The sequence below is a fragment of the Amycolatopsis sp. NPDC043889 genome (genome assembly GCF_056435645.1).
Genome location: NZ_JBWKEC010000011.1, coordinates 169,461 through 192,867 on the forward strand (window position 1 = coordinate 169,461; position 23,407 = coordinate 192,867).

Here is a 23,407-nt window from a genome sequence, read left to right on the forward strand (position 1 = left end):
CCTCGACCGGGATTTCACTGGGGGAATCTCGGAAACTGGGGATAACCGAAAATGTATCGAAGATCGATCCCGTTGGGGATCGCGGCGATGGCCGCTGCCGTTTTCCTGTCCGCAAACCTCGCGATCGTGTCACCGACGGCCGCCGAAGGTGCGACCGGCGCCACCGCGTCGGAGGTCCCGCCCGCCAGCCTTCTCGAAAAGGCCAGGGCCGTCACGGCCATCGGTGAGGAGATCACCGCCGACTGGACCTCACTGGACGACAAGGCGTTCGTGTTCCGCGTGTACGACCGGGCCGACCCGGCGCAGTACCCGCTGACCAGGACCGAGGCGTACCGCGTCTACAAACTAGAAGTCGCCGACGCGTCGGCGTTCATCCGCACCGGGATCCACGAATTCGTCGAACGCGACCACGACGAGAAGATCAGGCGTGACCGCGCGCTCGCGCTGGCCAGGAAGGCCAGGGAGGACGCGGCGCGCTGGGTCGGGATCACCGCGGACGCCGCGATGCTCGACGGTACCGACCAGAACTTCGTCTATCAGGTCTGGAAGCGCGCCGCCGGTCCGAAGGTGAAGAACGGCGCGCTCGAAGCCTGGGGCGGGGACGAAGCCGGCTGGAAGACGTTCATCACCACCGCGGTCTACGACCTGCACACACAGGATCAGCTCGACGCCATCGCCCGCGAACGCGAGCGGGACGAAGAAGCCGCGAAGAAGCTGGAGTCCGACTTCGCGCGGACCAACGCGGTCAACGCCGTCCCGATCACGCTGAACCCGGCGTGGCTCGGCGTCACCGACGACGACTTCATCCGCGAGCTGCTCAAGACCGTCCAGCTCGCCGATCCGGTCCACGCGGAGGTCAGGGCCGCGGCGCTGGCCGCGCTGCAGAGCAGCGACAGGCTCGTGTGGCGGGCGTACATCGACCGCGGCGTCCACGACGCGGTCAAACGGGACAACGCCCGTGACCAGGCCGCGCGCGACGAGGCCGATCGCCAGAAGGTACGGGACATCAGGGCGAAGGCCGAGACCTCCCGGCTGCGGCCGCGGCTGGTCCAAGCCGCCGACGCGGCACTGCGGGGCACGCCCGCCGAAGTCACCGCGTTCCTGCGGGACGGGCAGTTCCTGCCGCTGGCACAGTCGCTCATGGCCACCGGCCAAGGGCGGCGTGGCTTCTACGTGACCGGCAACGTCGTCGGCGACGGGACCATCAGCACCGGGGACAACCCGAACCGGCCGACGGGGACCAGGCCGTTCCCCGCGGCGAACTGGCGGGTGGTGACCGGACTGGCCGACGCGGGCTGCTACTCGCTGGAATCCACCCGTCAGGTGGGCACCTACCTCCGGCAGCAGAACCTCGCGGTGAAGGTGCAGGGTCATGACGGCACGGACCAGTTCAAACTCGACGCGACCTGGTGCCCGAAACCCGTCTCGGCTCACGTCGCGCTGGAATCGAAGGCCCAGCCGGGCCGGTTCCTCCGCCATTTCCAGAACAAGCTCTGGGTGGCGGCACGGACCGGGCCCAACGCCTTCGACGGCGGCCCGTCCTTCATGGACGACACCGCGTGGACGGCACGGGAACCGGATCCCGAGGTCACCACGGTCCTCATGCTCCGGTGGTACAACGACGCCGCGGCCGCCTCGGCGGTGGGCGCTCCCGTCGCCCCCGAGGTGTTCGAAGGCTATGACGGCAACGGGTTCCGGTACCGCGACTTCGAAAAGGGCCGGATGTACTACCACGATCGGCTCGGTGCGGCCACGAGGTGGATGGGCTCGCCGTTCGTCGCGAGGTACGTCGCCTTCGGCAGTCTCCAGTTCTCGTTCCCGGAGGCCGACCAGGAGACCCTCCCCGACGGCGCGCAACGCGTGAAGTTCCGGAACGGGGCGAGCCTCTACCGGGGCGACAGGTCGATCGAACCGAAACTCGTCTACGGCGCCATCCAGGACAAGTGGATCGCCGAAGGCGGCGGGACGGGCTATCTCGGCTACCCGACCAGTGACGAGTACGCCATCGACAACGGCAGGCGCAGCGACTTCCAGGGCGGCTGGATCGTCCACTATCCGGCGACCGGGCAAACGCTCGCCTATCGCCGCTGACCATTCCACACACAACCGAATATCCATTCTGCACCGAAGTTATTGGGGGCTTCCGTGTATCAACGAATGCTGTCCTGTGCCTTGTGCGCGGCCGTCCTGTTCACCGGGACGGTCTCCGTCCCGGTGGCGGTCGCGGCCGTGCCGGGCGTCGTCTCGGTCGCGGCCTCGACGCCGGGTGAGGTCGCCCGGAGGGAAGTGCTGTACCACGCGAAATACGGCGTGTACGCGACGGTGAGGACCGACGCGTGGGTGGCGCTGCTGAGCGAGGATCCGGACGCGGCGGCCATCGAGTTCCTGCGGCTTCCCGATGGCGGGCTCGTCTTCGCGAAGGAAAGGGCGCAGAACCTCGACAAACGCAACATCGATTTCCTGAACAGGCTGCTGGAAACGCATACCAGGCAGTATTCGCCGGAGGTCCACAAAGCTGCCTCGTACTACCTGACCCAGACGCCGTCGAAACGGGAAGAGTTCTGCCACGGCGGCGGCTACGAGGCCGCCAAGGCCCGCGACCTGAAGTTCCGCGCCGACCTCGGTGAGCAGAAACGGGCGCTGGTCGAAGAGGATCGCCGCTACATCCGGATGCTGGCGCAGAACGACCCCGGGGCGCAGGTGCGGTTCGCCGCCTCCTACGCCGTGCGGACGGGGTCGACCGACGACGATCTGACCGACTTCTTCGCCTGGGGCTGGGCGCACGCGGCACGGCTGGACATCGAGTCGTTCCGTGAGCGGGTGCTCGACCAGAACCAGCAGTGGCTGCACACCATCGCAAGGCTGATCACCGACGCGGAAGCCGCGGAGAAGGCCGCCAGGGAGACCGAGGGCGAAGCCGGCAAGGAAGCAAGGGACAAGGCCGCGGTGGCCTGGCGGACCGTCGGCACGCAGGCCTCGCCCGCGCAGTCCAAATGGGAGGAGGCGCGCGATTTCTCGCGGCAGCAGGCCGAAACGTGGCGCGCCATCCTGCTCGCGGCCCAGCAGGCGCAGAACCCGAACTGGAACGCGATCATCGACCCGGCGAAGACGACCGAGGCCGATTGGGAGAACAACCGCTCGATGGCCGTCGACCAGGCCGCGTACTGGGAATCGCTGCTGCGGCAGGCACTCGAAGGCGAACAGCGGATCAAGAACCCGAGCTGATCACGACCGTCTCACTCGAGAAAAGGTGACTGGGGTATGCGAAGAACGACTATGTCCACGTCACGGTTGAGCCGTGGCCTGGCGGTGGCCGCCGTCGCCGCCGCTTTTTCCGGACTGCTGGGCTCTCCCGCCCACGCGGTCGAACCACCGCCAGGGCAGGCCGTGCCGCCGGCGATCCCGACGGCCGAACCCGATGTCGGCTCTACGGTCATTCCCGCCGCCACGCAACGGGAGAAGGTCGACGCCGTCAACGCCATCCAGGTCGGGGAACCGACCGACGACTGGCTCCGGCTGTCCGACAAGAACTTCGTCTTCCGGATCTACGACAAGATCAGCATCGACACGTTCCCCCGCACCAAGGCCGAGGCCTCCCGGGTCTACGGGCTCACCGTGCCCGACGCCTCGGTGTTCATCCGCACCGGCGTCCACGAATTCGTCCAGCGCGACCAGGACGAACAGGTGCTGCGCGACGCCGAAAAGCAGCATCGCGTCACCACGCGGATGAAGGCGATGGAGAACGCGCACATCGCCCCGGACCCGGCGATGCTCGACCTGACCGACCGCAACTTCGTGTTCCAGGTCTTCAGCCGGGCCGCCACCGGCAGCAAGGTCAAGGCGGGCGCCGCCACCGCGTACCAGGGTGACGCCGCCGCGTGGAAGACCTTCATCGAGGTCACCGTCCTCGAACTCGCCGAGCAGGACGACCTCGCGGCCATCGAAAAGGCGCGTCAGCAGGGTGAGGAAGAGGCCCAGCGGGTCGAGCGGGAACTCAAGCGGCGTTCGGCGGTGGCCGCCATCCCCGCCACCTTCCAGACCGTCTGGCTGCAGGCCCCCGACGACGTCTTCATCCGTGAGCTGCTGCGCCTGCCCGAACTCGCGATCCCGGCGAACGTCGAGATCAAGGACGCCGCCGATCTCGCTTCGCGCAGCATCGACCCGGCCGTGTGGCGGACGTTCGTCAACACCGGCCTCAAGGAGGCGGCCGACCGCGGCAAGGCACGCCGTGAGCGCGAGGAGGACGAGGCGAACCGCCGCGTCGTCCGCGAGATCAAGACCAGGGCGGAGAACGGCGGTGTCCGGCCCCGGCTGGTCGCGGCCGCCGACACCGCGCTCACCGGTTCGCGCGCCGACGTCGTCGCGTTCCTGCGCGAGGGCCAGTACCAGGTGCTGAACCAGTCCCTCCAGACCGTGACGCCCGGGGTGCGGGGCTGGTACGCGCACGGCGGCGGTGGCGACGCCTGGATCACGCCCGGGCAGGCGGGCACCGACGGCACCAAACCGCTGCCGTACGCGACGTGGAAGGTCGCGAACGGGCTCGCCGACCCGCTCTGCTACTCCTTCGAATCCGTCGATCGCACCGGGAACTACCTGCGGCAGCAGGACTTCCGGGTCAAACTGCACGGCAACGACGGCACGGACGCGTTCAAACGGGACGCGACCTGGTGCCCGAAGCGCACCGGCTGGGGCATCGCGCTGGAGTCGAAGGCGCAGCCGGGCCGGGTCCTGCGGCACATCGACGCGCAGCTGTGGGTCGCCCAGCTCGGCGGCGGCAACTGGTTCGACACCGACCGGCTGTTCAACGAGGACTCGGGCTGGAAGGTCGTCGCCCCCAACCCCGAGGTCTCGACCCCGCTGATGCTCGGCTGGTACAACGACGACCAGCTGCGCGCCCTGGCCGGGAACCCGAAGGCCGCCGAGGTCCACGACGCCGGCGTCCGCTACCGGGACTTCCAGAACGGCCGCGTCTACTGGGGTCCCGACACCGGGTCCAGGTTCGTCACCGGCGAGGTCCACGCGCGGTACCTGGCGATGGGCGGGCACAAATGGCTGCTGCCGCTGACCCATCAGGTGACCGGGAACGGTTCGGCGAAGATCTCGCTGCAGCAAGGCGTCGCGATCTACTGGACCCCGGCGACCGGGGCCAAGCTCGTGATGGGCGCCATCCGCGGCAAATGGGACTCGCTCGGCGCGGAGACCGGTCAGCTCGGTTTCCCGACCAGCGACGAGTACGACATCCCGGGCGGGCGCCGCAGTGATTTCCAGAACGGCTGGTACATCACCTGGAACGCGGCCGACGGCGAAATGAAGGTGCTTCGCCGCGTCGTCGTCCCCATCGGCTGAGTCCAGCCCGAATCCGGCCGGGGATCGGGCGATCCCGATCCCCGGCCGGTCTTCTTTCACCTCGACGAAGGTATTCCGAAATGCGAAGAACACTGGGGAACACCGGAAGACTTACCCGAACCCTCGCGATCCTGACCGTCGCCACCGCGCTGACCGGACTGCTCGCCCCGGCCGGCGCGAGCGCCGCACCGCCACCGCCCGCACCCGAGGCACCGCTGGAGAGCCCGGACGCGGCGGCGGCCGAACTCCCCGCCGCGACCGAACTGGAAAAGGTCAGGGCGGTCCACGAAATCGAGGTCGGCGACGCGACGGCCGAATGGCGCAACGCCACCGACATGAACTTCGTCTTCAAGGTCTACGACCGGATCAACGGCACCGACTTCCCGCTCACCAGGGAGGAGTCGTACCGCGTCTACCGGATCATGGTGCAGACGCCCACGGCGCCGGACGCGACGGCGTTCATCCGCACCGGGGTCTTCGACTTCGCCGCGCGGGACCGGATCGAACGGCAGCGCCGCCAGGACGCGTGGAACGAGACCGTCCGCATCCGGCGGGAGGTGCTGATCGACGCCGAACTCCCTTACGACGACGTCATCCTCAACGACAACGACCAGAACTTCGTCTACAAGGTCTACCAACGGGCCCCGGCCGGCACCAAGCTCAAGCTCGGCGCCCTCGATGCCTTCGGTGGCGACGCGGCGGTCTGGAAGGACTTCATCGAGAACAAGATCCGGGAGCTGCATCACCAGGACCAGCTCGACTACATCGAGCGGGAGAAACAGAAGGGCGAGGAAGAAGGCCGCCGCGCCGAGGCCGTCGCGGCCAAGAAGGACGCCTGCCACAAGATCCCGGTCGTCGCCGTCGCGAGCTGGCTCGTGATGACCGACGACGACTTCATCCGCGAACTGCTGAAGACCCCGGAGCTGGCCGATCCCGCGCACCGCGAGATCAAGAACGCGGCGAACGCCGCCTTGATCGCCGGAGCGGCCGATTGGGCGCGGTTCATCACCACCGGCATCGGCGAGGCCCGCGCCCGCGACGACGCCCGGATCCTGCGCGAGCGCGAGGAAGCCGACCGTCAGAAGGTGCGGGACATCAAGGCGAAGGCCGACGCGAGCAGGCTGCGTCCTCGGCTCTCGGCCGCGGCGGCTTCGGTCGCGGCGACCGGGACCTGGGACCAGGTCAAGGACTTCCTCGCCAAGGGCCAGTACGTTCCGCTGGACCAGGGCTTCCAGGGGGTCACCGTGAACACCCGCGGCTGGCACGTGCGCAGCGGTGGAGGTGACGCGTGGGCGACCCCGGGGACGCAGCCGGCGAACACCGTCACCGCTCCGCTCGGCGAGGCCAGCTGGAAGGTCGTCACCGGGCTGGCGGACCCGAACTGCTTCTCGCTCGAATCGGCCACCCGGGTCGGCAGTTACCTGCGGGTCGGGGCGAACCTGCGGGTCCAGCTCGCGGGCAACGACGGCACCGACGGGTTCAAACTCAACGCGACCTGGTGCGCGCGGCCGGGCCTGGACAACAGTGCCGGCAACGTGAGCCTGCAGTCGAAGGCGCACCCCGGCCGGTACCTGCGGCAGTTCTGGGGCGAGCTGTGGGCCGCGCACGGCCAGAGCAACGAGAACAACTTCGACACCACGGGCAATTTCGCGACCGACGCGTCGTGGAAGACCGTCGACCCGAACCCGAACATCTCCACGAAGATCGACCTCCGCCTGCTCAACGAGGACTGGTGGCGTGAGTACTTCGGGCCGGCGACCACGCCGGAGTACATCGAAAACGGAGTACGGCTGCGGAAGTTCCAGAACGGCGCGGCTTTCTGGAACCCGACGCAGGGGCCGAAGAACATCCTGTACCCGATCCTGACCAAGTACTGGTCCATGGGCGGGCACAAGCTCCCGGCCAACCTGCCAGTCGTCGACAATCTCTTCCTCCCGGACGGGATCGGCCGGGCGACCCATCTCGAAAGCGGCCGCTCCATCTATTGGAGTCCCAACACCGATTCGCGGCTGATCTACGGCGCCATCCGCGATCTCTACGAAAAGATGGGCTGGGAACGAAGCTGGCTCGGCTATCCGATCTCCGACGAGATGGACGTCCCGGGTGAACCGGGCAAGCGCCGGAGCATGTTCCAGTTCGGGAACATCGACCACACCGCGCAGCAAGGAGCATGGGCGTACCGCAGGTGACGCCGGTGGCCTCGCCGGGAATCGGCGAGGCCGCCTTTTCTCCCGCCCTTTCCAGGAATCGAATTTTCCGGGGGTTTTCTGATGTCCAGAACGAAACACGCGCTGAGAGCGCTCGTTCTCTTCTTGGTTTTGACCGTTTTCGCCGGGCTGATCCAGCCCGGTTCCGCCTCGGCCGACGATCCACCGCCGGTCACCCCGCCGCCGACGTCACCCGCGCGGCCGATGCCGGAGGACCCGTACCGCAACTGGGACGGGCAAGCGGGTGTCCCCCCGCTCGCGGGCGAACCCTTCGTCCGTCAGATCGTCGCCGACCACGCGGAACTGGCGGAGGAGCCGGAAGTCCGCGAGGCGGCCGCGGCCGCGTTGGCCGCGGGCACCGCCGCCGCGCTGGAGGAATTCCTCGAACGCGGTCTCGACGCGGCCAGAGCCCGCGCCGCGGCACGCGTGACCGAGACGGCGAGACAGAACCGGGCCACGATCCAGGCGATGACGGGCACCGGCGGCCCGATCTTCCGGGCCGAGGTCCAGCGGGTGCTGGCGGGCACCGACACCGATCGCGAGCAGTTCCTCGCCTATGGCAAGGAGATCGCGGAGGAACGGGACGCGCAGATGGCCGCCGGGACGCAGGCCAGGGCCGACCAGCTGCGCGCGCGGGTCACCGCCCTGCTCGGCGTCGCCGGGCACCACGTGAAGACCGCGGCGCAGGCCGCGCTCGACGCCGGTGACGCGGCGATCGCCGAATTCCTCGCCACCGGTTATCTGGCGGCCGCGAAACGCGACGCCGAAGATCGCGAGAAACAGATCCGCGACCAGGAAGCCGCCGAACGCGCGGCCGACCAGCTGAGCGATCTCGCCCGGCGGTCCGCCAGGGCGATGACCGCACGCGGACAGCTGGTGGTGGCACACGGAGACGCGCTGCGGGCGCTGCAGCGGGTGGCCAACGCGATGGTGCTGGCGGGCAACGAAGCCCGTAAGGCCAAGCAGATCCTCGACGCCAACGACGCGGCGGGGAACCACCCGGCGGATTCGTTCACCCTCGTCAAGGCCGAAGCCGCGCGTCAGGTGGCCAACGCCCGGACCGCGGCGACCGACGCCGTCAGTGCCGCCGAGCGGGCGGGCGTCCAGGCGGCCGAACTCATCGCCGCCGGCCTGCCCTACGGCACGCAGTGGGGCGACATGGCCCGGGGAATGGCCGCGGCCGCCCAGGGCGCCGTGCACGCTTCGGAGACCGCGCAGCACGCGATCGACGCCACCGAGGCGACCGATCAGGCCCGCAACGCCCAGGAGCGCGCGGAGCGGCACGCGGAACAGGCACGTCAGTGGGGCCTGCACGCCGAACAGCACGCGCAGGCGGCCAAGGCGGTCGCCGATGCCGCCGCCGCGCAGGCCGCGGCGGCCAAGGACGCCGCCGTCCGCGCCAAGTCCGCTCGCGAACAGGCGGAAGCCGCGGCCGAGGCGGCCAGGGCCGCCGCGGATCGCACCCGAGGGCACCGGGAGGAGGCGCAGCGTCAGCGAGACCGGGCGAAGAGCGCCCGGCAGGTCGCCGAGGCGGAACGCGTCAACGCGGCCAACGCCCGGCAGCGCGCCGACCAGGCCGCGGCGGAAGCGCGGCGGCAACGCGGCGAGGCCCAGCGTCAGGCCGGGATCGCGGAGGACGCCAACCAGCGGGCGCAGCACCAGGAGCGGCTCGCGAGTGACGCCGAACAGCGGGCGGTCACCGAGGAAGGCAACGCGCGGACGGCCCGTGACAACGCCTACGCTGCCGAGCAGCGGAAGCAGACGGCCCAGGCCAAGGCGGACGCGCTCACGGCGGCCGAGGCGGCGGCCCGCGGGACGACGGCCGAGGGCGACGCGCGCAGGGCGGCCGACGCGGCCCGTGCGGAGGCGGGCCAGGCCGCGTCGGCCGCCACCGCGGCACGGAACGCGGCCAACCTGGCGACCGGGGCGGCCGTGGTCGCCCGGGAGGCGGCGACCGAGTCGACCCGGGCCGCGGCCCGGGCGCGCGCGGCCGCACAGGAGGCCAAGGCAGCCGCCTCGGCCGCGAACAGGGCGGCGGGTCAGGCCGAGTCGTCGGCGGCGGAAACCCACCAGCACGCGACCCAGGCCAACGTCAAAGCCAGCGAAGCGACCGCGGAGGAGGCCAAGGCGGCCGAGGCCGCGCGTTCGGCCGTCCAGCTGGCCGAACAGGCCTCCCAGGAGGCGATGCGGTCCCTGATGGCGGCGGAACGGACCCGCGCCGAGGCCGACGCGGCCTTCAACGAGTCGGTTTCGGCGGCCACGCAGGCCTCCGTCGCACTTCGGGCGTCCACGGCGGCGAGCTCTTCGTCGGCGGCCATCACAGATCCGGCGAACACCGCGATCCGCGTCGTCGCGCCCTACGCGGGCACGGACATCGACGCGGACTTCGTCATGCTGGTCGCGGCCCAGGCCAGGGCCGTCGGCGACGAGCAGGCGAGGGCGGCCCGGGACCGGGCCCGCGAGGCCCAGTTGGCCGCCGAGCGCGCCGCGGAGGCCGCCAGGCAAGCGGCGGACACGGTGAAACCGGCCTTCGAGGCCGCCGCACGCGCGGCGTCGTCGGCCGCGGCGGCGGCGAATTCCGCCGCCGAGGCACAGGAAGCGGCGGCACGCGCGGCGAGCGAAGGCGCACTCGCCCGAGCGGCGGGTGAGCGCGCCAACGCGTCCGACGCGGCCGCCAGGGCCGACGCGCAGACCGCCAGGGCCGCCGCCAACGAGGCGAACGCCGACGCGGCCATCGCGGGCCGGAGCGCGGCCGCCGCCGAGCGGGAGGCCCAGGCCGCCCGTGACGCCGCGAGCCGGGCCGAGAACGACGCGCGGCTGGCCAGGGAAGCGGCGACGAACGCCGAAAGGTCGGCGGCCGAGGCCAGGGACGCCGCCGACCGCGCGGAAGAACACGCCCGTAACGCCGCCGCCGCGGCCGAGAGGGCCAGGCAGAGCGCGACCGAGGCCCAGCAGGCCGCGGACCGCGCCGAAGAACGGCAACGTCAGGAAGAGGAGGAGGAAAGGCGCAAGGCGGCCGAGGCGTCCGGGCAGCTCCCGGACCTGACGCCGGAAGAGGCCGCGATGCTCTCGACGTCCGACTTCGGGCGTCTGCTCCTGGACGAATACCGGCAGGCTAGGGACAAGGCCCAGAACGGCGGCGGGGTCCTCGAATTCCTCGTCGAGATCGGCGCCGAAGTGCTGCTGGAGGTCATCGGCTGGCGCGACGCGGAACGGTGCTTCGGCGACGGCAACATCGAGGCCTGCATCTGGACAGTGCTCAACGTCGCGTCGGTGGTCGCGGTGTTCCTGAAGCTGCCGAAGGTGGCTTCGGCGGTCGTGAAGATCGTCGAGAACATCAAGAAGTTCGTGAGCAAATCCGCGCTCTTCCGCAAGGTCGTGGAGAAGGTCACGCCGGTCTTCAAGACCATCCGCAAATGGTGCAAGCGGCTCTCCGAAGTCCCGGTGGCCGCGGCGAGAACCGCGGACTTGCCGGACTTCACCTGCGGACTCGTCGACTACGACAGCGGCGGGATGTCGTCCATCGCGATGGACGCGCGGGTCGGGTCCGGCTTCGGGCTCGGGCACAACATCGCGGTCGCCTATCTGGAAGGCTGGACCAACCCCGACGGCAAGTACCCGAACTACGTGATCGGTTACAGCGACGGCGACGACCGGCACTCCGAGCGGGACATCGTCCAGAAGGTGCGGGCCAAGGGGAAGAACCCGAAGGACATCAAGGCCCTGTACTCCGAACGAGAGCCGTGCCCGAACTGTGACCGGGATTGGTTGCCCGAAATGGGGGACGATCTCAAGGTTTCCTTCTCGGTGGCCTGGACCGACGACAAACTGCTCAATTCGGCGTACAAGCAGATGTTGCAGGGCTACATGCGAAAGGCGTACAAGAACCGTGGCATCAACTTCCCCGGCGCGCTGATCGCCGAGACCAAGGAGGAACGCGTGCTCGTGGGTGCCGGATGACGTCGCCGCGACGGGTCTCCCCCGCCGAACAGGAACGGCTGCTCGCATTGGGCGGCCGGACCGCGGCCGTGCTGCGGGAGGCGGGCTTCCGGGTGATCGCCGAACCGGACCTGTCCGGCCTCAGCGACGAGGGCGGCGCGGCGATCGACGTGGACCTCTTCGAAGGAGCCGGCGGCGTCTACGTGAACTGGCTGATGAACGTCGCCTGGCAGGAGGAGGTCTACCGGCACCTGACGGCCGGGGAGACCGAGCACCCAAGGGTGCGGCAACTGAACGCGGCACACGCGGCGGTGAGGGCGGCGCTCACCGCGGTCCTCACCGCCGCGGGCCTCACCGTGGTGCCGAGCGAGGACAGTATGCGACCGCTGGAGCTGCACGTCCTCGGCTGACGGTCGCGTGACGGAACGGGAAAGGCCCCCGCTCCCCGGCAGTGCCGGGGAGCGGGGGCCTTTTCCGGTGACCGAGGCTAGTGCCCGGAGGTGATCTCCTTGCGCTCCGCGGACGGCTCGCCACCGATGTCGTCGACCTTGCCGTTGCCGTGCCCGTTGGACCGGGCGCGCTCCAGCGCGATCGTCTCCTCGACCGGGTCCGGGGACCAGGTCGAACCGGCGACGGCGTGTCCGGCCGAGCCGAGCTTGTTCATCTTCTTCGGCACCGACGCGCCCTGGTACTCGAGCGGGATCGGGTGGCCGTGGTCGTCCACCGGGCCGAGCGGCTGGTGGATCTCGATGAACTCACCGTGCGGCAGGCGCTTGATGATGCCGGTCTCGACACCGTGCTCCAGCACCTCGCGGTCGGCCCGCTGGAGACCGAGGCAGATCCGGTAGGTGATGTAGTACGCGATCGGCGGCAGCAGCAGGACACCGATCCGGCCCGCCCACGTCGTCGCGTTCAGCGAGATGTCGAAGGCGAACGCGATGATGTCGTTGAAGCCCGAGAGCATGATGACCGCGAAGAACGTCAGGGCCATGATGCCCAGCGATGTCCGCACCGGGACGTCGCGCGGACGCTGCAGCAGGTTGTGGTGCGCGGTGTCCTTGGACAGCTTTCGCTCGATCCAGGGGTACATCACCAGCAACCCGATCAGCAGCGGCATCCCGACCGCGCCGGGGAAGAACACGGCCGGGACCGTGTAGTTCCCGAGGTAGAGCTCCCACGCGGGCCAGATCCGCAGCATGCCGTCGGCCCAGGCCATGTACCAGTCCGGCTGCGAACCCGCCGAGACCTGCGCCGCGTTGTACGGGCCGATGTTCCAGATCGGGTTGATCTGGAAGAGGCCCGACATCAGCGCGATGATGCCGGTGACCAGCGCGAAGAACGCACCGCCCTTGAGCGCGAAGACCGGCATGATGCGGACGCCGACGACGTTGGTCTCCTTGCGGCGCACGCCCGGGAACTGCGTGTGCTTCTGGTACCAGACGAGCGCGAGGTGCGCGGCCACCAGGCCGAGCATGATGCCCGGCAGCAGCAGGATGTGGATCGTGTACAGGCGCGGGATGATCTCGTTGCCGGGGAACTCCCCGCCGAACAGCGCCCAGTGGATCCACGTGCCCATGACCGGCACGGAGAGCACGATGCCAGAGAGGGTCGCGCGGATACCGGTACCGGAGAGCAGGTCGTCCGGGAGCGAGTAGCCGAAGAAGCCCTCGAACATGCCCAGGACCAGCAGCAGCGCGCCGATGACCCAGTTCGCCTCACGCGGGCGCCGGAACGCGCCGGTGAAGAAGATCCGGAACATGTGCACCATCATCGAGGCCACGAAGATCAGTGCGGCCCAGTGGTGCAGCTGGCGGACGAACAGACCGCCGCGGACGTCGAACGAGATGTCCAGCGTGGTCGCGAAGGCCCGCGACATCTCGACGCCCTGCAGGCCGGTGTAGCTGCCGTTGTAGACGACCTCCTCCATGGAGGGGTCGAAGAACAGCGTGAGATAGACACCCGACAGCAACAGGATGATGAAGCTGTAGAGCGCGATCTCGCCGAGCAGGAACGACCAGTGCGTCGGGAACACCTTGTTGAGCTGGTGCCGCATGCCCTTGGCCAGGTGATACCGGTCGTCGGCCCACTTCGCACCAGCGCCCGCGGCCTTCTCGACCGGGTTCGTCCCCTTCGTCGGGGTGGTGAGTGAACTCATGACTTACGCTCCCAAAAGGCCGGTCCGACGGCCTCGTTGAAGTCTCCGCGCGCGATCAGGTAGCCCTCAGAGTCCACTGTAATCGGAAGCTGGGCCAAGGGCCGGGTCGCCGGCCCGAAAATCGGCTTGGCGTAGTGGAGCGCGTCGAACTGGGACTGGTGACAGGGGCAGAGGATGCGGTTGGTCCGCTGCTCGTACAGGGAGGTCGGGCAGCCCACGTGGCTGCAGATCTTCGTGTACGCGTAGTAGTCGCCGAAGTTGTAGTCCTCCTGGCCCTGACGCTTGACGACCTTGGCGGCGTCGGTCGGGCGGAGACGGATCAGCATGACCGGGTTGTCGACGCGTTTGAAGGCGGCCGACAGCGCGTGCTCGTCGTCCTTCTCGGACTCGCGGTACGGGAACACCGTCTCCATCGCGCCCGCGTCGAGGTCCTCGGCCTTGACCAGGGAGATCTCGTGCGGACGGCCGGTGTTGCGGCGCAGGTAGACCTTCTCTTCCGGGAAGTTCTTCTTCCAGCCCGAGTGCCACAGCGAGTCGCGGTTCTCGGTGTCCTTCCACGGGTCCTTGATGAAGGAAGCGACCGGCAGCGCCGCGACGGCGAGGCCGAGCACACCGGCACCGGCGCCCGCGGACCGTTTGATCATCGAACGGCGCGCGATGGTGCTGCGGCTGCCCGAGTCGGCGAGCTGGGCGATGATGGTGGCCTTGTCGACCTCCTTGGAACCGCCGTCCCCGCGCTCCTGGACCGAGACCTCGGCCGGGATGAACTTCTTGGTGTAGAGGATCACACCGATACCGAGGCTGAGCACGGCCAGCCCGAGGGTGATCCCGAGCAGCGGCGTGTACAGCGTGTACTGGGTGTAGCCGTGCGTGCCCGGCTCCTTGTACTCGAACCAGTGCGGCCACGCGATGAGGACCACGAACGCGAGGCCGGACAGCGCGGCCAGCACGAACCAAAGGGCGACGGCGCGCTCGGCGCGCTTCTCCGCCTTCGTCCCCTCGACCGGCCAGGGCGTCGGGTATTCGACGATCTCGACCCCGTCGAGCGCGGTACCCAGCTTGACCAGCTGGTCGCGATCCATGTCCGCCAACTCCGCCTCTGTCGGCGGCTTCGGCCCTTCGGCGCTCATGCCTTCGATCCAATCCACAACGTCACGCCGATCAGCGCGGCGATCCCGACGATCCACGCGATCGCGCCCTCCGAGGCCGGGCCAAGACCGCCGAGCGAGTTACCGCCGGGTGAGTTGTTCCCGTTGCTCACGGACTTCACGAACGCGATGATGTCCTTCTTCTCCTCCGGCGACAGCTGCCGGTCGGAGAACTTGGGCATGTTCTGCGGCCCGGTGAGCATCGCGGTGTAGATCTGCTCTTCCGTGGCCGGGTCCAGGTTCGGGGCGAACTTGCCCGAGGACAGCGCGCCGCCGCGGCCGGTGAAGCCATGGCAGGAGGCGCAGTTGAGACGGAAGAGCTCGCTGCCGCGCGCGACGTCCTCGCCGCGCAGCGCGTCACCCTTCTCGGCGGGACGCTGTGCGCCACCGCCGTTGGCCTGGATGTAGGCACCCAGCGCGTTGATCTCGGCCTCGGTCAGCTTCGGCGGCTTCCGCTGCGCCTGGGCTTCCTGCCGCACCGCGGGCATGCGGCCGGTGGAGGTCTGGAAGTACACGGCCGCGTCGCCGATGCCGATGAGGCTCGGGCCACGGTCGGTGACACCTTCGAGCTTCGGCCCGTGACATTCGATACACGTGTTGTTGTAGAGCTTCTCGCCCTCACGCAGGAGGGCGGACTCGCCCTGCGCCTGCGCGGTCTGCGGCTCCGGGGCGAAAACGGCGTACAACCCGCCCACGCTCAGCAGCGCGATCCCGAGCGCCAGCGCGCCGGCGAACCGCCTGCGAGCCTTCGACCGCTTGCGGAAGCGGCGCTCCGTGTTGTTCTTGCTGGAGGTCATCTTGCGGCAACCCTTGCTGTCAGTTCAGGCCGATAGGTCGTGGTGGCGGCTTCGTTCACGGAAGGATGTAGATCACCGCGAACAGGCCCACCCACACGATGTCGACGAAGTGCCAGTAGTACGACACGACGATCGCCGAGGTGGCCTGAGCCGGGGTGAACTTGCTCAGCTTGGTGCGGATGAGCAAGTACACGAACGCGATGAGCCCGCCGATGACGTGCAGGCCGTGGAACCCGGTCGCGAGGTAGAAGACCGTGCCGTACGCGCCGGACGGGATGGTCAGCCCCTCGTGGATCAGGTTCAGGTACTCGTAAGCCTGGCCACCCACGAAGATCGTGCCCATGATCAACGTGATGATGTACCAGCGGCGGAGGCCGAACACGTCACCCTTTTCGGCGGCGAACACGCCGAACTGGCAGGTGAACGACGACGCCACGAGGATCACGGTGAACGGGATCGCCAGCGCGATGTTCAGGTGGAAGGGCTCACCGTGCAGCGGCGGCGGCCATTGGCCGGACGCGTTCTGCGCCTTCACGGTGAAGAACATGGCGAACAGTCCGGCGAAGAACATCAGTTCGCTGGACAGCCACACGATGGTGCCGACACTGACCATGTTCGGCCGGTTCAGCGAGTGGACCCGCTGGCTGATGGTGGGAGCTGCCGTTGTCACGCGTCGCATTATGTCCTCTCACGCACGGGGCCCGCCGGGTGGGTCCACGGCAAGTCGCGTGCGTGTCGGGTCACATCTGAACGAAAGTGGGAACAGGGCTACTCATGGGTTTACTAGATCGGCTTCGTGACCTGGTCAAGAAGCCGAAGCTCCCAGGCCTGACGGTCGACACGCCCGGCGTGGAGATCGTCGTGGAGGCCTTCGATCCCGCCGAGGCGGATTCTTCGGCGTTGGCGAGATCACCCGCTTGGGTCGCCGAAGCGCCCGCGATCCTGCGCCATCACTTGAAACTGCCGCCCGAAAAGGTGGAAGAGGCGGCCTCGATCCTCGCCCAGGACGGCTGGGAGCTGCGAGAACAGGGTCCCGACGGGGATTTCGCCCTCACGCACGCGGTGCGGGTCCAGACCCTCGACGCGCTGCACTGCGCGCAGGAACGGTCACGGATGGCGGGCCTCGCGCAGCGGCTCGGCGGGGATTCGCTGGGCTGGGACGCGCTCCAGCCGTCGGGTGCGTCCACGTGATGTCGGTCATGGCGGATAACATCGCGGGGTCGACATGACTAGACGAGGCGGAGGCGCGCTCATGGGCGAGCAGGCGATGCGGATCCTGGTGTTCAGCCACAAGGCGGAGGTGCGCGAGGCGATCATCAACGCCGTCGGCCGCAGGCCCGCCGCCGACCTCGGCCGGGTGGACTACACCGAGGCGTCCGGCATCTCCGAGGTCCTCGTCGAGATGGACGCGGGCAACGTGGACCTGGCCATCCTCGACGGCGAGGCGCAGCCGACCGGGGGCATCGGGCTGACCCGTCAGCTGAAGAACGAGATCGAGGATTGCCCGCCGATCGTGGTCTCGGTCCGGCGCAAGGACGACCGCTGGCTCGCGACCTGGTCGCAGGCCGACGCGGTGCTGGTCCACCCGCTCGACCCGCTGACCGCCGCCGAAACCGTCGCCGACGTGCTGCGCGCCCGGCGGGTGCCGGCCGTGCACGGCTGAGCCGATGAGCTCGGCCGCCAAGACCTGGCCGTCCCTGCTCAACCAGCTCATCGCGCGCGCGGACCTGTCCGAGGAGGACACCGCGTGGGCGATGGACCAGATCATGAGCGGGGCGGCGACACCCTCCCAGATCGCCGGGTTCGCCGTCGCGCTGCGCGCGAAGGGTGAGACACCGGCGGAGATCTCCGGCATGGCCGACGCCATGCTGGCGCACGCCAGGCGGGTGACGATCGACGGGCCGTCGGTGGACATCGTCGGCACCGGCGGCGACCGGTCCAACTCGGTCAACATCTCCACCATGGCCACGGTGGTGACGGCCGCGGCAGGTGCCCCGGTGGCCAAGCACGGCAACCGGAGCGCGTCGTCGAAGTCCGGCGCGGCCGACGTGCTGGAGGAGCTGGGCGTCACCATCGACCTGCCGCCCGAGACGGTCCAGCGCAGCGTGAACGAACTGGGCATCGGCTTCTGCTTCGCGCCGAAGTTCCACCCCGCCCTGCGTCACGCCGGCCCGACCCGCGGCGAACTCGGCGTGCCGACGACGTTCAACCTGCTCGGCCCGCTGACCAACCCGGCGCAGCCGCGCAGTTCGCTGATCGGCTGCGCCTACGAGGACAAGACCCGCGTGCTGGCCGAGGTGTTCGCGCGGCGCGGCATGACCGTGCTGCTCGTGCGCGGCGACGACGGGCTGGACGAGATCACGACCACGACCACGAGTTCGGTGTGGGTGGTCTCCGGCGGCGAGATCACCGAGCGCAGCTTCGATCCCGCGTCGCTGGACATCCCCCGGGTGACCGCGGAGGACCTGCGTGGCGGCGACGCGGCGCACAACGCCGAGGTGTTCCGTCAGGTGATGGCCGGGAAGACCGGGCCGGTACGGGACGCGGTACTGCTCAACTCGGCGGCCGCGCTGGCGGCTTTCACCGGGTTCTCGGGATCGCTGGAAGACGACCTGGCCGCCGGGCTCGCGCGGGCGGCCTCGGCCATCGACTCGGGTGCGGCGGCCGACTTGCTGAACCGGTGGATCGCCTTCGCCTGACCCCTGGGTCTCGCAAGTGTCCGCTCTCCTGGCAATGCTATGAAAGGTCCTTTCCTTGCAAAATTTGCAAGGAAAGGACCTTTCATAGCATCGGCGCTCTCTTGCTCCAGGAGCCCGTGGTCAACGAAGAATTCCTTCGCGCGTACCACTCACGACGTGCAATGAAAGGTCCCTTCCTAGCAAATTTTGCTAGGAAGGGACCTTTCATTGCACGGGCGAGCGGCTACGAAGCGGTGCTGAACCGCGCCCGGTAAGCCGTAGGCGTCAGTCCCGTAGCCCGCCGAAGCTGCGTACGCAGGTTCGCGGCGGTACCGAACCCCGATGCCCGCGCCACCCTGTCCAGCCGTTGCTCCCCGCGCTCGATCAGCCGGCACGCCAGCGCGATCCGTTCCGTGGTGAGCCACGCCAGCGGCGTCGTCCCCAGTTCGGCGCGGAACCGCCGGTGCAGCGTCGCCTGGCTGGCCGCCGCTCGCGAGGCGAGGTCGGCGACGGTGAGCGGGCGGTCCAGCCGTTCACGCGCCCAGGCGAGCACAGGCGCCAGCGAGGTGTCCGGCACCGGCGGCAGTGGACGCTCGACGAACTGCCGTTGGCCGCCGTCGCGGTGTCCGGCGAACACCAGCCGTCTGCTCACCGCGTTGGCGATCTCGGCGCCGTGGTCACGGCTGATCAGGTGCAGCCCCAGATCGAGCGCGGCCGCACTGCCCGCCGCGGTCAGGACGTCGCCGTCGTCGACGAAGAGGACGTCCGGCTCCAGCAGTACTTCGGGATACAGCTCGCGGAAGAGTCCCGCCCACTTCCAGTGGGTCGTCGCGCGCCGCCCGTCCAGGACGCCCGCCTGCGCGAGGGTGAAGGCGCCGGTGCAGAAGCTCACCAGCCGGGCACCCCGCCCGGCCGCGGCGCGGATGGCGCTCAGTACCGGCTCCCTGGCCGGGCTCTCCGGATCGGGCCGGTTGGGCACGATCACCGTGTCCGCGGTCTCGACGGCGTCGAGCCCGGCGACCCCGGTGAGCGTGAACATGCCCAGGTGCATGCGCACGGACGGCTCGGCGGCGCACAGGGTGAAGCCGTACCAGGGCCTGCCCAGTTCCGGCCGCCGAAGGCCGAACAGCTCGGTCGCGACGCCCATTTCGAAGGGATTGGACCCTTCGTCGACCAGGACGGCGACCTCGTGCGAGGAATCATGCGACATATGCGATTCCTAGCACTCACTCCTCCGGCGGTCCAGTGACGAGGATCGGGACATGAGCAAGCAACCGATCGATCTGGGCACCGCGCTGGCCGGCTTCGACGAGATCTGGAGCCCGCGCATCGTCGCCCACGTCAACGACTACGACGTCCGCCTCGCCAAGGTCGCGGGCGAGCACGTCTGGCACGTCCACGAGAACACCGACGAGTTCTTCCTCGTCCTCGACGGCACCGTGGACATCGCGTTGCGCGAGGAGGGCGGCGAACGGGTCGTCACGCTCCCCCGCGGCTCCGTGTTCGTCGTCCCGCGCGGCACTTTCCACAAACCGTCCTCAGTGGACGGTGCGTCGCTGATGCTGTTCGAGCCGACCGGGACGCTGTCCGTCGGCGACCGGCACGACGAGGTCCCCGACCATGTCCACGTCACCGTGGGGCAGGAAATCTCCTTCTAGCCGGCGGAAAACGTCCTGCGATAAGCACTCGGGCTGGTCCCGCGAAGCTTGCCGAACTGATGCCGCAGCGCCGCGGCGGAGGCGTATCCACAGGCGACCGCTATGTCCTCAATGGACAGACGGCCTTCTTCGAGCAGGGACTGTGCGCGGTCGAGGCGGCGTTCGGTGAGCCACCGGTGCGGCGTCGTCCCGGTGGCCGCCGAGAACCGGCGCAGGAACGTGCGCTCCCCCAATCCGCTGCGCCGGGCGAGTTCCGCGACAGTGAACGGCCGGTCCAAGCGCCGCTCGATCCATTCGAGCGCTTCGGCGAGCACGGTGTCGTCCGGCGCGGCGGTCTCGGGCACCGGCGCCTGCACGAACTGCGCCTGCCCGCCGGCCCGGTGCGGCGCCGCGACCATCCGCCTGGCCAGCGTGGTGGCCGCGGCGACGCCGCGCAATTCGCGCACCAGATGCAGGCAGAGGTCGACGGCGGCGACGGTTCCCGCGCTGGTGAGGACGCCGCCGTCGTCGACGTACAACGCCTTCGGATCGACCTTCGCCGTCGGGAAGCGCGACCGGAACTCCTGCTCGTACACCCAGTGCACGGTGCAGTTGCGCCCGTCGAGCAGCCCCGCGTACCCGAGCGAGAAGACACCCGCGCAGAAGCCCGCGACCCAGGCACCCCGGCTCGCCGCGTCACGCAGGACTTCGAGCACCGGCTCCGGCGGGCTCGCGCTGCGCGGCGCGCAGGTCGGGACGATCAGCAGGTCCGCCGACGCCGCGAAGTCCAGGCTCTCCAGGCCATCGAGCCCGAAGCCGGACCAGCTCAGGACGTTCGCGCCGCCGGGCGAGCACACCGCGAAATCCCAGCCTTCGATGCCGTCGGCGCTGCGATCGGTGCCGAAGACCTCGCACGCGACGCCGAGTTCGAACGGCGACACCTGGTCGGCGAGCACGACCGCGACCTTCTTCACATCCATCGAGGCAGTGTGTCACAAGTTTTGCGGTCGATGTCATCTCTGACACTGGTTGAACGCGGACGCGAGCGCGAAAGTGGTCGCCATGAACAAGAACAACCCCGTGTTGCAGTGGACCGCCGCGATGGCACTCTCCGGCACGATCGGTGCCGTCGTTCTCGAAAGCGGCGCCGACGCCCCCGCCGTGGCGTTCGCGAGGAGCCTTGTCGGCGGCCTGCTGCTCCTGGTGTGGAGCGCCGCCCGAGGCTGGCTCCACCCGTGGACACTCAGCCGCCGCGACCTGCTGCTCGCCATCCTCGGCGGGCTGTTCCTGGTCGGGAACTGGGTCCTGCTGTTCGCCTCGTACACGCTGTCGTCGATCGGGGTCAGCACCGTCGTGTACCACACCCAGCCGCTGATGCTGGTCGGTCTCGCGGCGGCGTTCCTCGGCGAGAAAATGGCGAAGAGCCAGCTGGTCCGGGCACTGATCGCGTTCGGCGGAGTGACGCTCATCTCGCTGTCCGCGCACGGCATCGACGGCAAACCCGTGCGGCTGGAGGGGATCGCGCTCGCCCTCGGCGCGGCCGCGCTGTACGCCGGCGCTTCCTTCGTCGCGAAGCAGCTCAAACACGTTCGCCCGCACGTCCTGGCGGCCGTCCAGCTGGTGACCGGCACGATCGTGCTCGCACCCGCCCTGCTCGTCACGCCGCTGCCCACGGACACCTCGGGCCTGCTGTGGCTGGTCCTACTCGGGACCGTGCACACCGCGCTGATGTACGTCCTGATGTACGCGAGCATCGGGAAACTGCCGACCACGACGGTGGCGCTGCTGTCCTACGTCTATCCGGTGGTCGCGGTGGTGGTGGACATCCTCGCCTACCGGCACCGGCCGACGTGGCCGGAGGTCGTCGGGATGCTGGCCGTCCTGGCCGCGGCGCTGGCCCCGAAACGCACGCCGGCCCCTGAACCCGAGCCCCGGCCTGCCCGCGTTTAGTCCTCTGAATGCGAAAACGGCGCCCAGCTCCACCGGGGAGCGGGGCGCCGTTTCGGCGTCAAGACGTCACTCGTGGTTCGGGCCCGTGTGGTACTCGAACACCAGCCCGCCGATGGCGACGATGACCAGGCCCAGCGCGATGATCAGCAGCCAGATGTGGAAGAACGCGAGCGCGACGCCGGTCAGCGCGGCGGCCGCCGCGAGACCGACCGGCCAGTAGCTGCCAGGGCTGAAGAAGCCCAGCTCACCGGCGCCGTCGCTGATCTCGGCGTCTTCCCGGTCCTCCGGGCGCGGCTCGATGCGCCGCGCCACGAACTGCAGGTAGCTCCCGGCCAGGAAGGCCAGGCCACCGGTCAGGATCAGGGCCACCACACCGACCGGCTCGACGCCGTCCCGGGTCATCGTTCCGGTCATGTACGCGTAGATACCCGCCACGACGACGGAGAAGACCGCGACGAGGAAGAAAATCCGTCCTTCGACCTTCATGGACGTTGCCTCACTCCTGTTTCGGGCTCGAACAGCCGGGTCAGTTGGACGCGACCCGCGCGGTGCGGTCGGTGTTGAACGGGGTGGTGGTGACGGCGTAGGGCGAGCACAGTTCGCCGCAGTTCATCGCCGTCAGCGCCTCGGAGGCCGTGTTCGGCTTGCCGCTCTTCGGGTTCACCGTGCCGCGGAGCTGGATGTACTGCGCGTACTTGTCCGGCGAGAGCGCCCTGACCTCGAAGTTCATCCCCGAGTGGTAGGTGCCGCACAGTTCGGCGCAGCGGCCGACGAACGAACCTTCCTTGTCGATCGAGTTCTGGAAGGTGAAGTCCTGGTTGTTCTTCTCCGGGTCCGGCATGACGTCCCGCTTGAAGTGGAACTCCGGCACCCAGAACGAGTGGATGACGTCGGCCGACCGCAGGTTGTACTGGATCGTCTTGTTCGTCGGCAGGACCAGCAGCGGGATCTCGGTCGAGCTGCCGACCGTGGTGATCTCGGGGTCGTCGTGGTTCTTGGAGTCGCTCTTGTACTTGAACTCCCAGTTCCACTGGAACGCGACGATGTCGACCGTGACGTCCGGGTTCTCCGTTTCGGCGAGCACGCGGTTCTCGGTGGTCGCGGTGAAGAAGAACAGTACGCAGACCATGATCGTCGGGACGACGACCGTGAAGATCTCCAGCGGGATGTTGTACTGGAACTGACGGGGCAGTTCCTCCTCCGCGCCGTCGGCGGTCTTCTTCTTGCGGTGGAAGATCGCGGTCCAGAAGATCAGCGCCCAGACGATCACACCGACGACCAGCGCGGCGATGACGGTCCACGTCCACAGGGTGCGCATGTCGTGCGCCTGCGGGGTCACCCCGACCGGCCAGCCGAAGCGGAGGATCTCGTCCCCGGAACAGCCCGTCGCCGTCAGCATCACCAGCGCGGCGAGCGCTGCGACGCGACCAGCCCGCTTAACTGGGATGCGCTCTGGATTTCCCACTGCGCCTTGCCCTTTCACCCAGAGCCTCCTCGACCGATCTTCGTGACAGGCGGAGCCTAGCCGAGTTGCGGCGCCGCGCTGACTA

General features: G+C 69.0%; 19 protein-coding genes. 11 read left to right on the forward strand and 8 right to left on the reverse strand.

The features are described 5' to 3' along the window. Positions 1-51 precede the first annotated feature (51 nt). The 6 genes from AC0685_RS21970 to AC0685_RS21995 all read left to right on the forward strand — a co-directional run bounded on the left by AC0685_RS21970 (position 52) and on the right by AC0685_RS21995 (position 11,902). Positions 52-2,091 carry an AbfB domain-containing protein gene (locus AC0685_RS21970; protein WP_478227244.1) on the forward strand — a complete coding sequence of 680 codons (2,040 nt, stop codon included), beginning with the start codon at positions 52-54 and terminating at the stop codon, positions 2,089-2,091. A gap of 54 nt (positions 2,092-2,145) precedes the next feature. After that, positions 2,146-3,225, forward strand: a complete 1,080-nt coding sequence (locus AC0685_RS21975; protein ID WP_478227245.1) for a hypothetical protein — start codon at positions 2,146-2,148, stop codon at positions 3,223-3,225. A gap of 36 nt (positions 3,226-3,261) precedes the next feature. Then, positions 3,262-5,346 (forward strand): AbfB domain-containing protein, encoded by a 2,085-nt coding sequence (locus tag AC0685_RS21980; protein ID WP_478227246.1) that lies wholly within the window; start codon positions 3,262-3,264, stop codon positions 5,344-5,346. A gap of 80 nt (positions 5,347-5,426) precedes the next feature. Beyond that, positions 5,427-7,535, forward strand: a complete 2,109-nt coding sequence (locus tag AC0685_RS21985; RefSeq protein WP_478227247.1) for an AbfB domain-containing protein — start codon at positions 5,427-5,429, stop codon at positions 7,533-7,535. Between the two features lie 81 nt (positions 7,536-7,616). Next, positions 7,617-11,513, forward strand: a complete 3,897-nt coding sequence (locus AC0685_RS21990; protein ID WP_478227248.1) for a nucleic acid/nucleotide deaminase domain-containing protein — start codon at positions 7,617-7,619, stop codon at positions 11,511-11,513. Continuing rightward, complete coding sequence (locus tag AC0685_RS21995; RefSeq protein WP_478227249.1) at positions 11,510-11,902, forward strand: hypothetical protein; 393 nt, start codon at positions 11,510-11,512, stop codon at positions 11,900-11,902. Before AC0685_RS21990 ends, AC0685_RS21995 begins: the two co-directional genes overlap by 4 nt. A 77-nt stretch (positions 11,903-11,979) precedes the next feature. Here the strand turns inward: AC0685_RS21995 and qcrB are convergent, their stop codons facing one another. From qcrB to ctaE, 4 genes are read right to left on the reverse strand one after another with little or no spacing between them, the layout of a single operon-like run. Further along, positions 11,980-13,647, reverse strand: coding sequence for a cytochrome bc1 complex cytochrome b subunit (qcrB, locus tag AC0685_RS22000; protein ID WP_340687498.1), 1,668 nt, complete (start codon positions 13,645-13,647; stop codon positions 11,980-11,982). Then, positions 13,644-14,777, reverse strand: a complete 1,134-nt coding sequence (gene qcrA / locus AC0685_RS22005) for a cytochrome bc1 complex Rieske iron-sulfur subunit (RefSeq protein WP_340687497.1) — start codon at positions 14,775-14,777, stop codon at positions 13,644-13,646. Before qcrA ends, qcrB begins: the two co-directional genes overlap by 4 nt. Then, positions 14,774-15,592: a cytochrome bc1 complex diheme cytochrome c subunit gene (qcrC, locus tag AC0685_RS22010; RefSeq protein WP_192741101.1), complete on the reverse strand. Its 819-nt coding sequence runs from the start codon at positions 15,590-15,592 to the stop codon at positions 14,774-14,776. Before qcrC ends, qcrA begins: the two co-directional genes overlap by 4 nt. A 55-nt stretch (positions 15,593-15,647) precedes the next feature. After that, the gene (gene ctaE / locus AC0685_RS22015) at positions 15,648-16,271 is read right to left on the reverse strand and encodes an aa3-type cytochrome oxidase subunit III (protein ID WP_478227250.1); all 624 of its coding nucleotides are present in this window, start codon (positions 16,269-16,271) and stop codon (positions 15,648-15,650) included. Between the two features lie 95 nt (positions 16,272-16,366). Here ctaE and AC0685_RS22020 point away from each other — a divergent pair, with 95 nt between their 5' ends. From AC0685_RS22020 to trpD, 3 genes are all read left to right on the forward strand, one after another. Then, positions 16,367-16,783: a hypothetical protein gene (locus tag AC0685_RS22020; RefSeq protein ID WP_478227251.1), complete on the forward strand. Its 417-nt coding sequence runs from the start codon at positions 16,367-16,369 to the stop codon at positions 16,781-16,783. A 61-nt stretch (positions 16,784-16,844) separates the two neighbouring features. Next, positions 16,845-17,255 carry a hypothetical protein gene (locus AC0685_RS22025; RefSeq protein WP_016336048.1) on the forward strand — a complete coding sequence of 137 codons (411 nt, stop codon included), beginning with the start codon at positions 16,845-16,847 and terminating at the stop codon, positions 17,253-17,255. Between the two features lie 4 nt (positions 17,256-17,259). Continuing rightward, positions 17,260-18,291, forward strand: coding sequence for an anthranilate phosphoribosyltransferase (trpD, locus tag AC0685_RS22030; RefSeq protein ID WP_478227252.1), 1,032 nt, complete (start codon positions 17,260-17,262; stop codon positions 18,289-18,291). Positions 18,292-18,514: 223 nt separating this feature from the next. Here trpD and AC0685_RS22035 read toward each other — a convergent pair whose 3' ends face one another. Continuing rightward, entirely contained in the window at positions 18,515-19,480 is a 966-nt protein-coding gene (locus AC0685_RS22035) for a helix-turn-helix domain-containing protein (RefSeq protein ID WP_478227253.1), read from the reverse strand. Between the two features lie 52 nt (positions 19,481-19,532). Here AC0685_RS22035 and AC0685_RS22040 point away from each other — a divergent pair, with 52 nt between their 5' ends. Further along, positions 19,533-19,928: a cupin domain-containing protein gene (locus AC0685_RS22040; protein ID WP_478227254.1), complete on the forward strand. Its 396-nt coding sequence runs from the start codon at positions 19,533-19,535 to the stop codon at positions 19,926-19,928. On the opposite strand, the gene AC0685_RS22045 is transcribed toward AC0685_RS22040, so the two are convergent. After that, complete coding sequence (locus AC0685_RS22045; protein ID WP_478227255.1) at positions 19,925-20,887, reverse strand: GlxA family transcriptional regulator; 963 nt, start codon at positions 20,885-20,887, stop codon at positions 19,925-19,927. The genes AC0685_RS22040 and AC0685_RS22045 overlap by 4 nt on opposite strands. Before the next feature lie 82 nt (positions 20,888-20,969). On the opposite strand from AC0685_RS22045, the gene AC0685_RS22050 reads away from it, so the two are divergent. Beyond that, the gene (locus AC0685_RS22050) at positions 20,970-21,857 is read left to right on the forward strand and encodes a DMT family transporter (RefSeq protein WP_478227256.1); all 888 of its coding nucleotides are present in this window, start codon (positions 20,970-20,972) and stop codon (positions 21,855-21,857) included. Between the two features lie 66 nt (positions 21,858-21,923). On the opposite strand, the gene AC0685_RS22055 is transcribed toward AC0685_RS22050, so the two are convergent. Continuing rightward, complete coding sequence (locus AC0685_RS22055; protein WP_034321396.1) at positions 21,924-22,343, reverse strand: cytochrome c oxidase subunit 4; 420 nt, start codon at positions 22,341-22,343, stop codon at positions 21,924-21,926. 40 nt (positions 22,344-22,383) lie between these two features. Then, positions 22,384-23,322, reverse strand: a complete 939-nt coding sequence (gene ctaC / locus AC0685_RS22060; protein ID WP_478227257.1) for an aa3-type cytochrome oxidase subunit II — start codon at positions 23,320-23,322, stop codon at positions 22,384-22,386. Between the last annotated feature and the right edge of the window lie 85 nt (positions 23,323-23,407).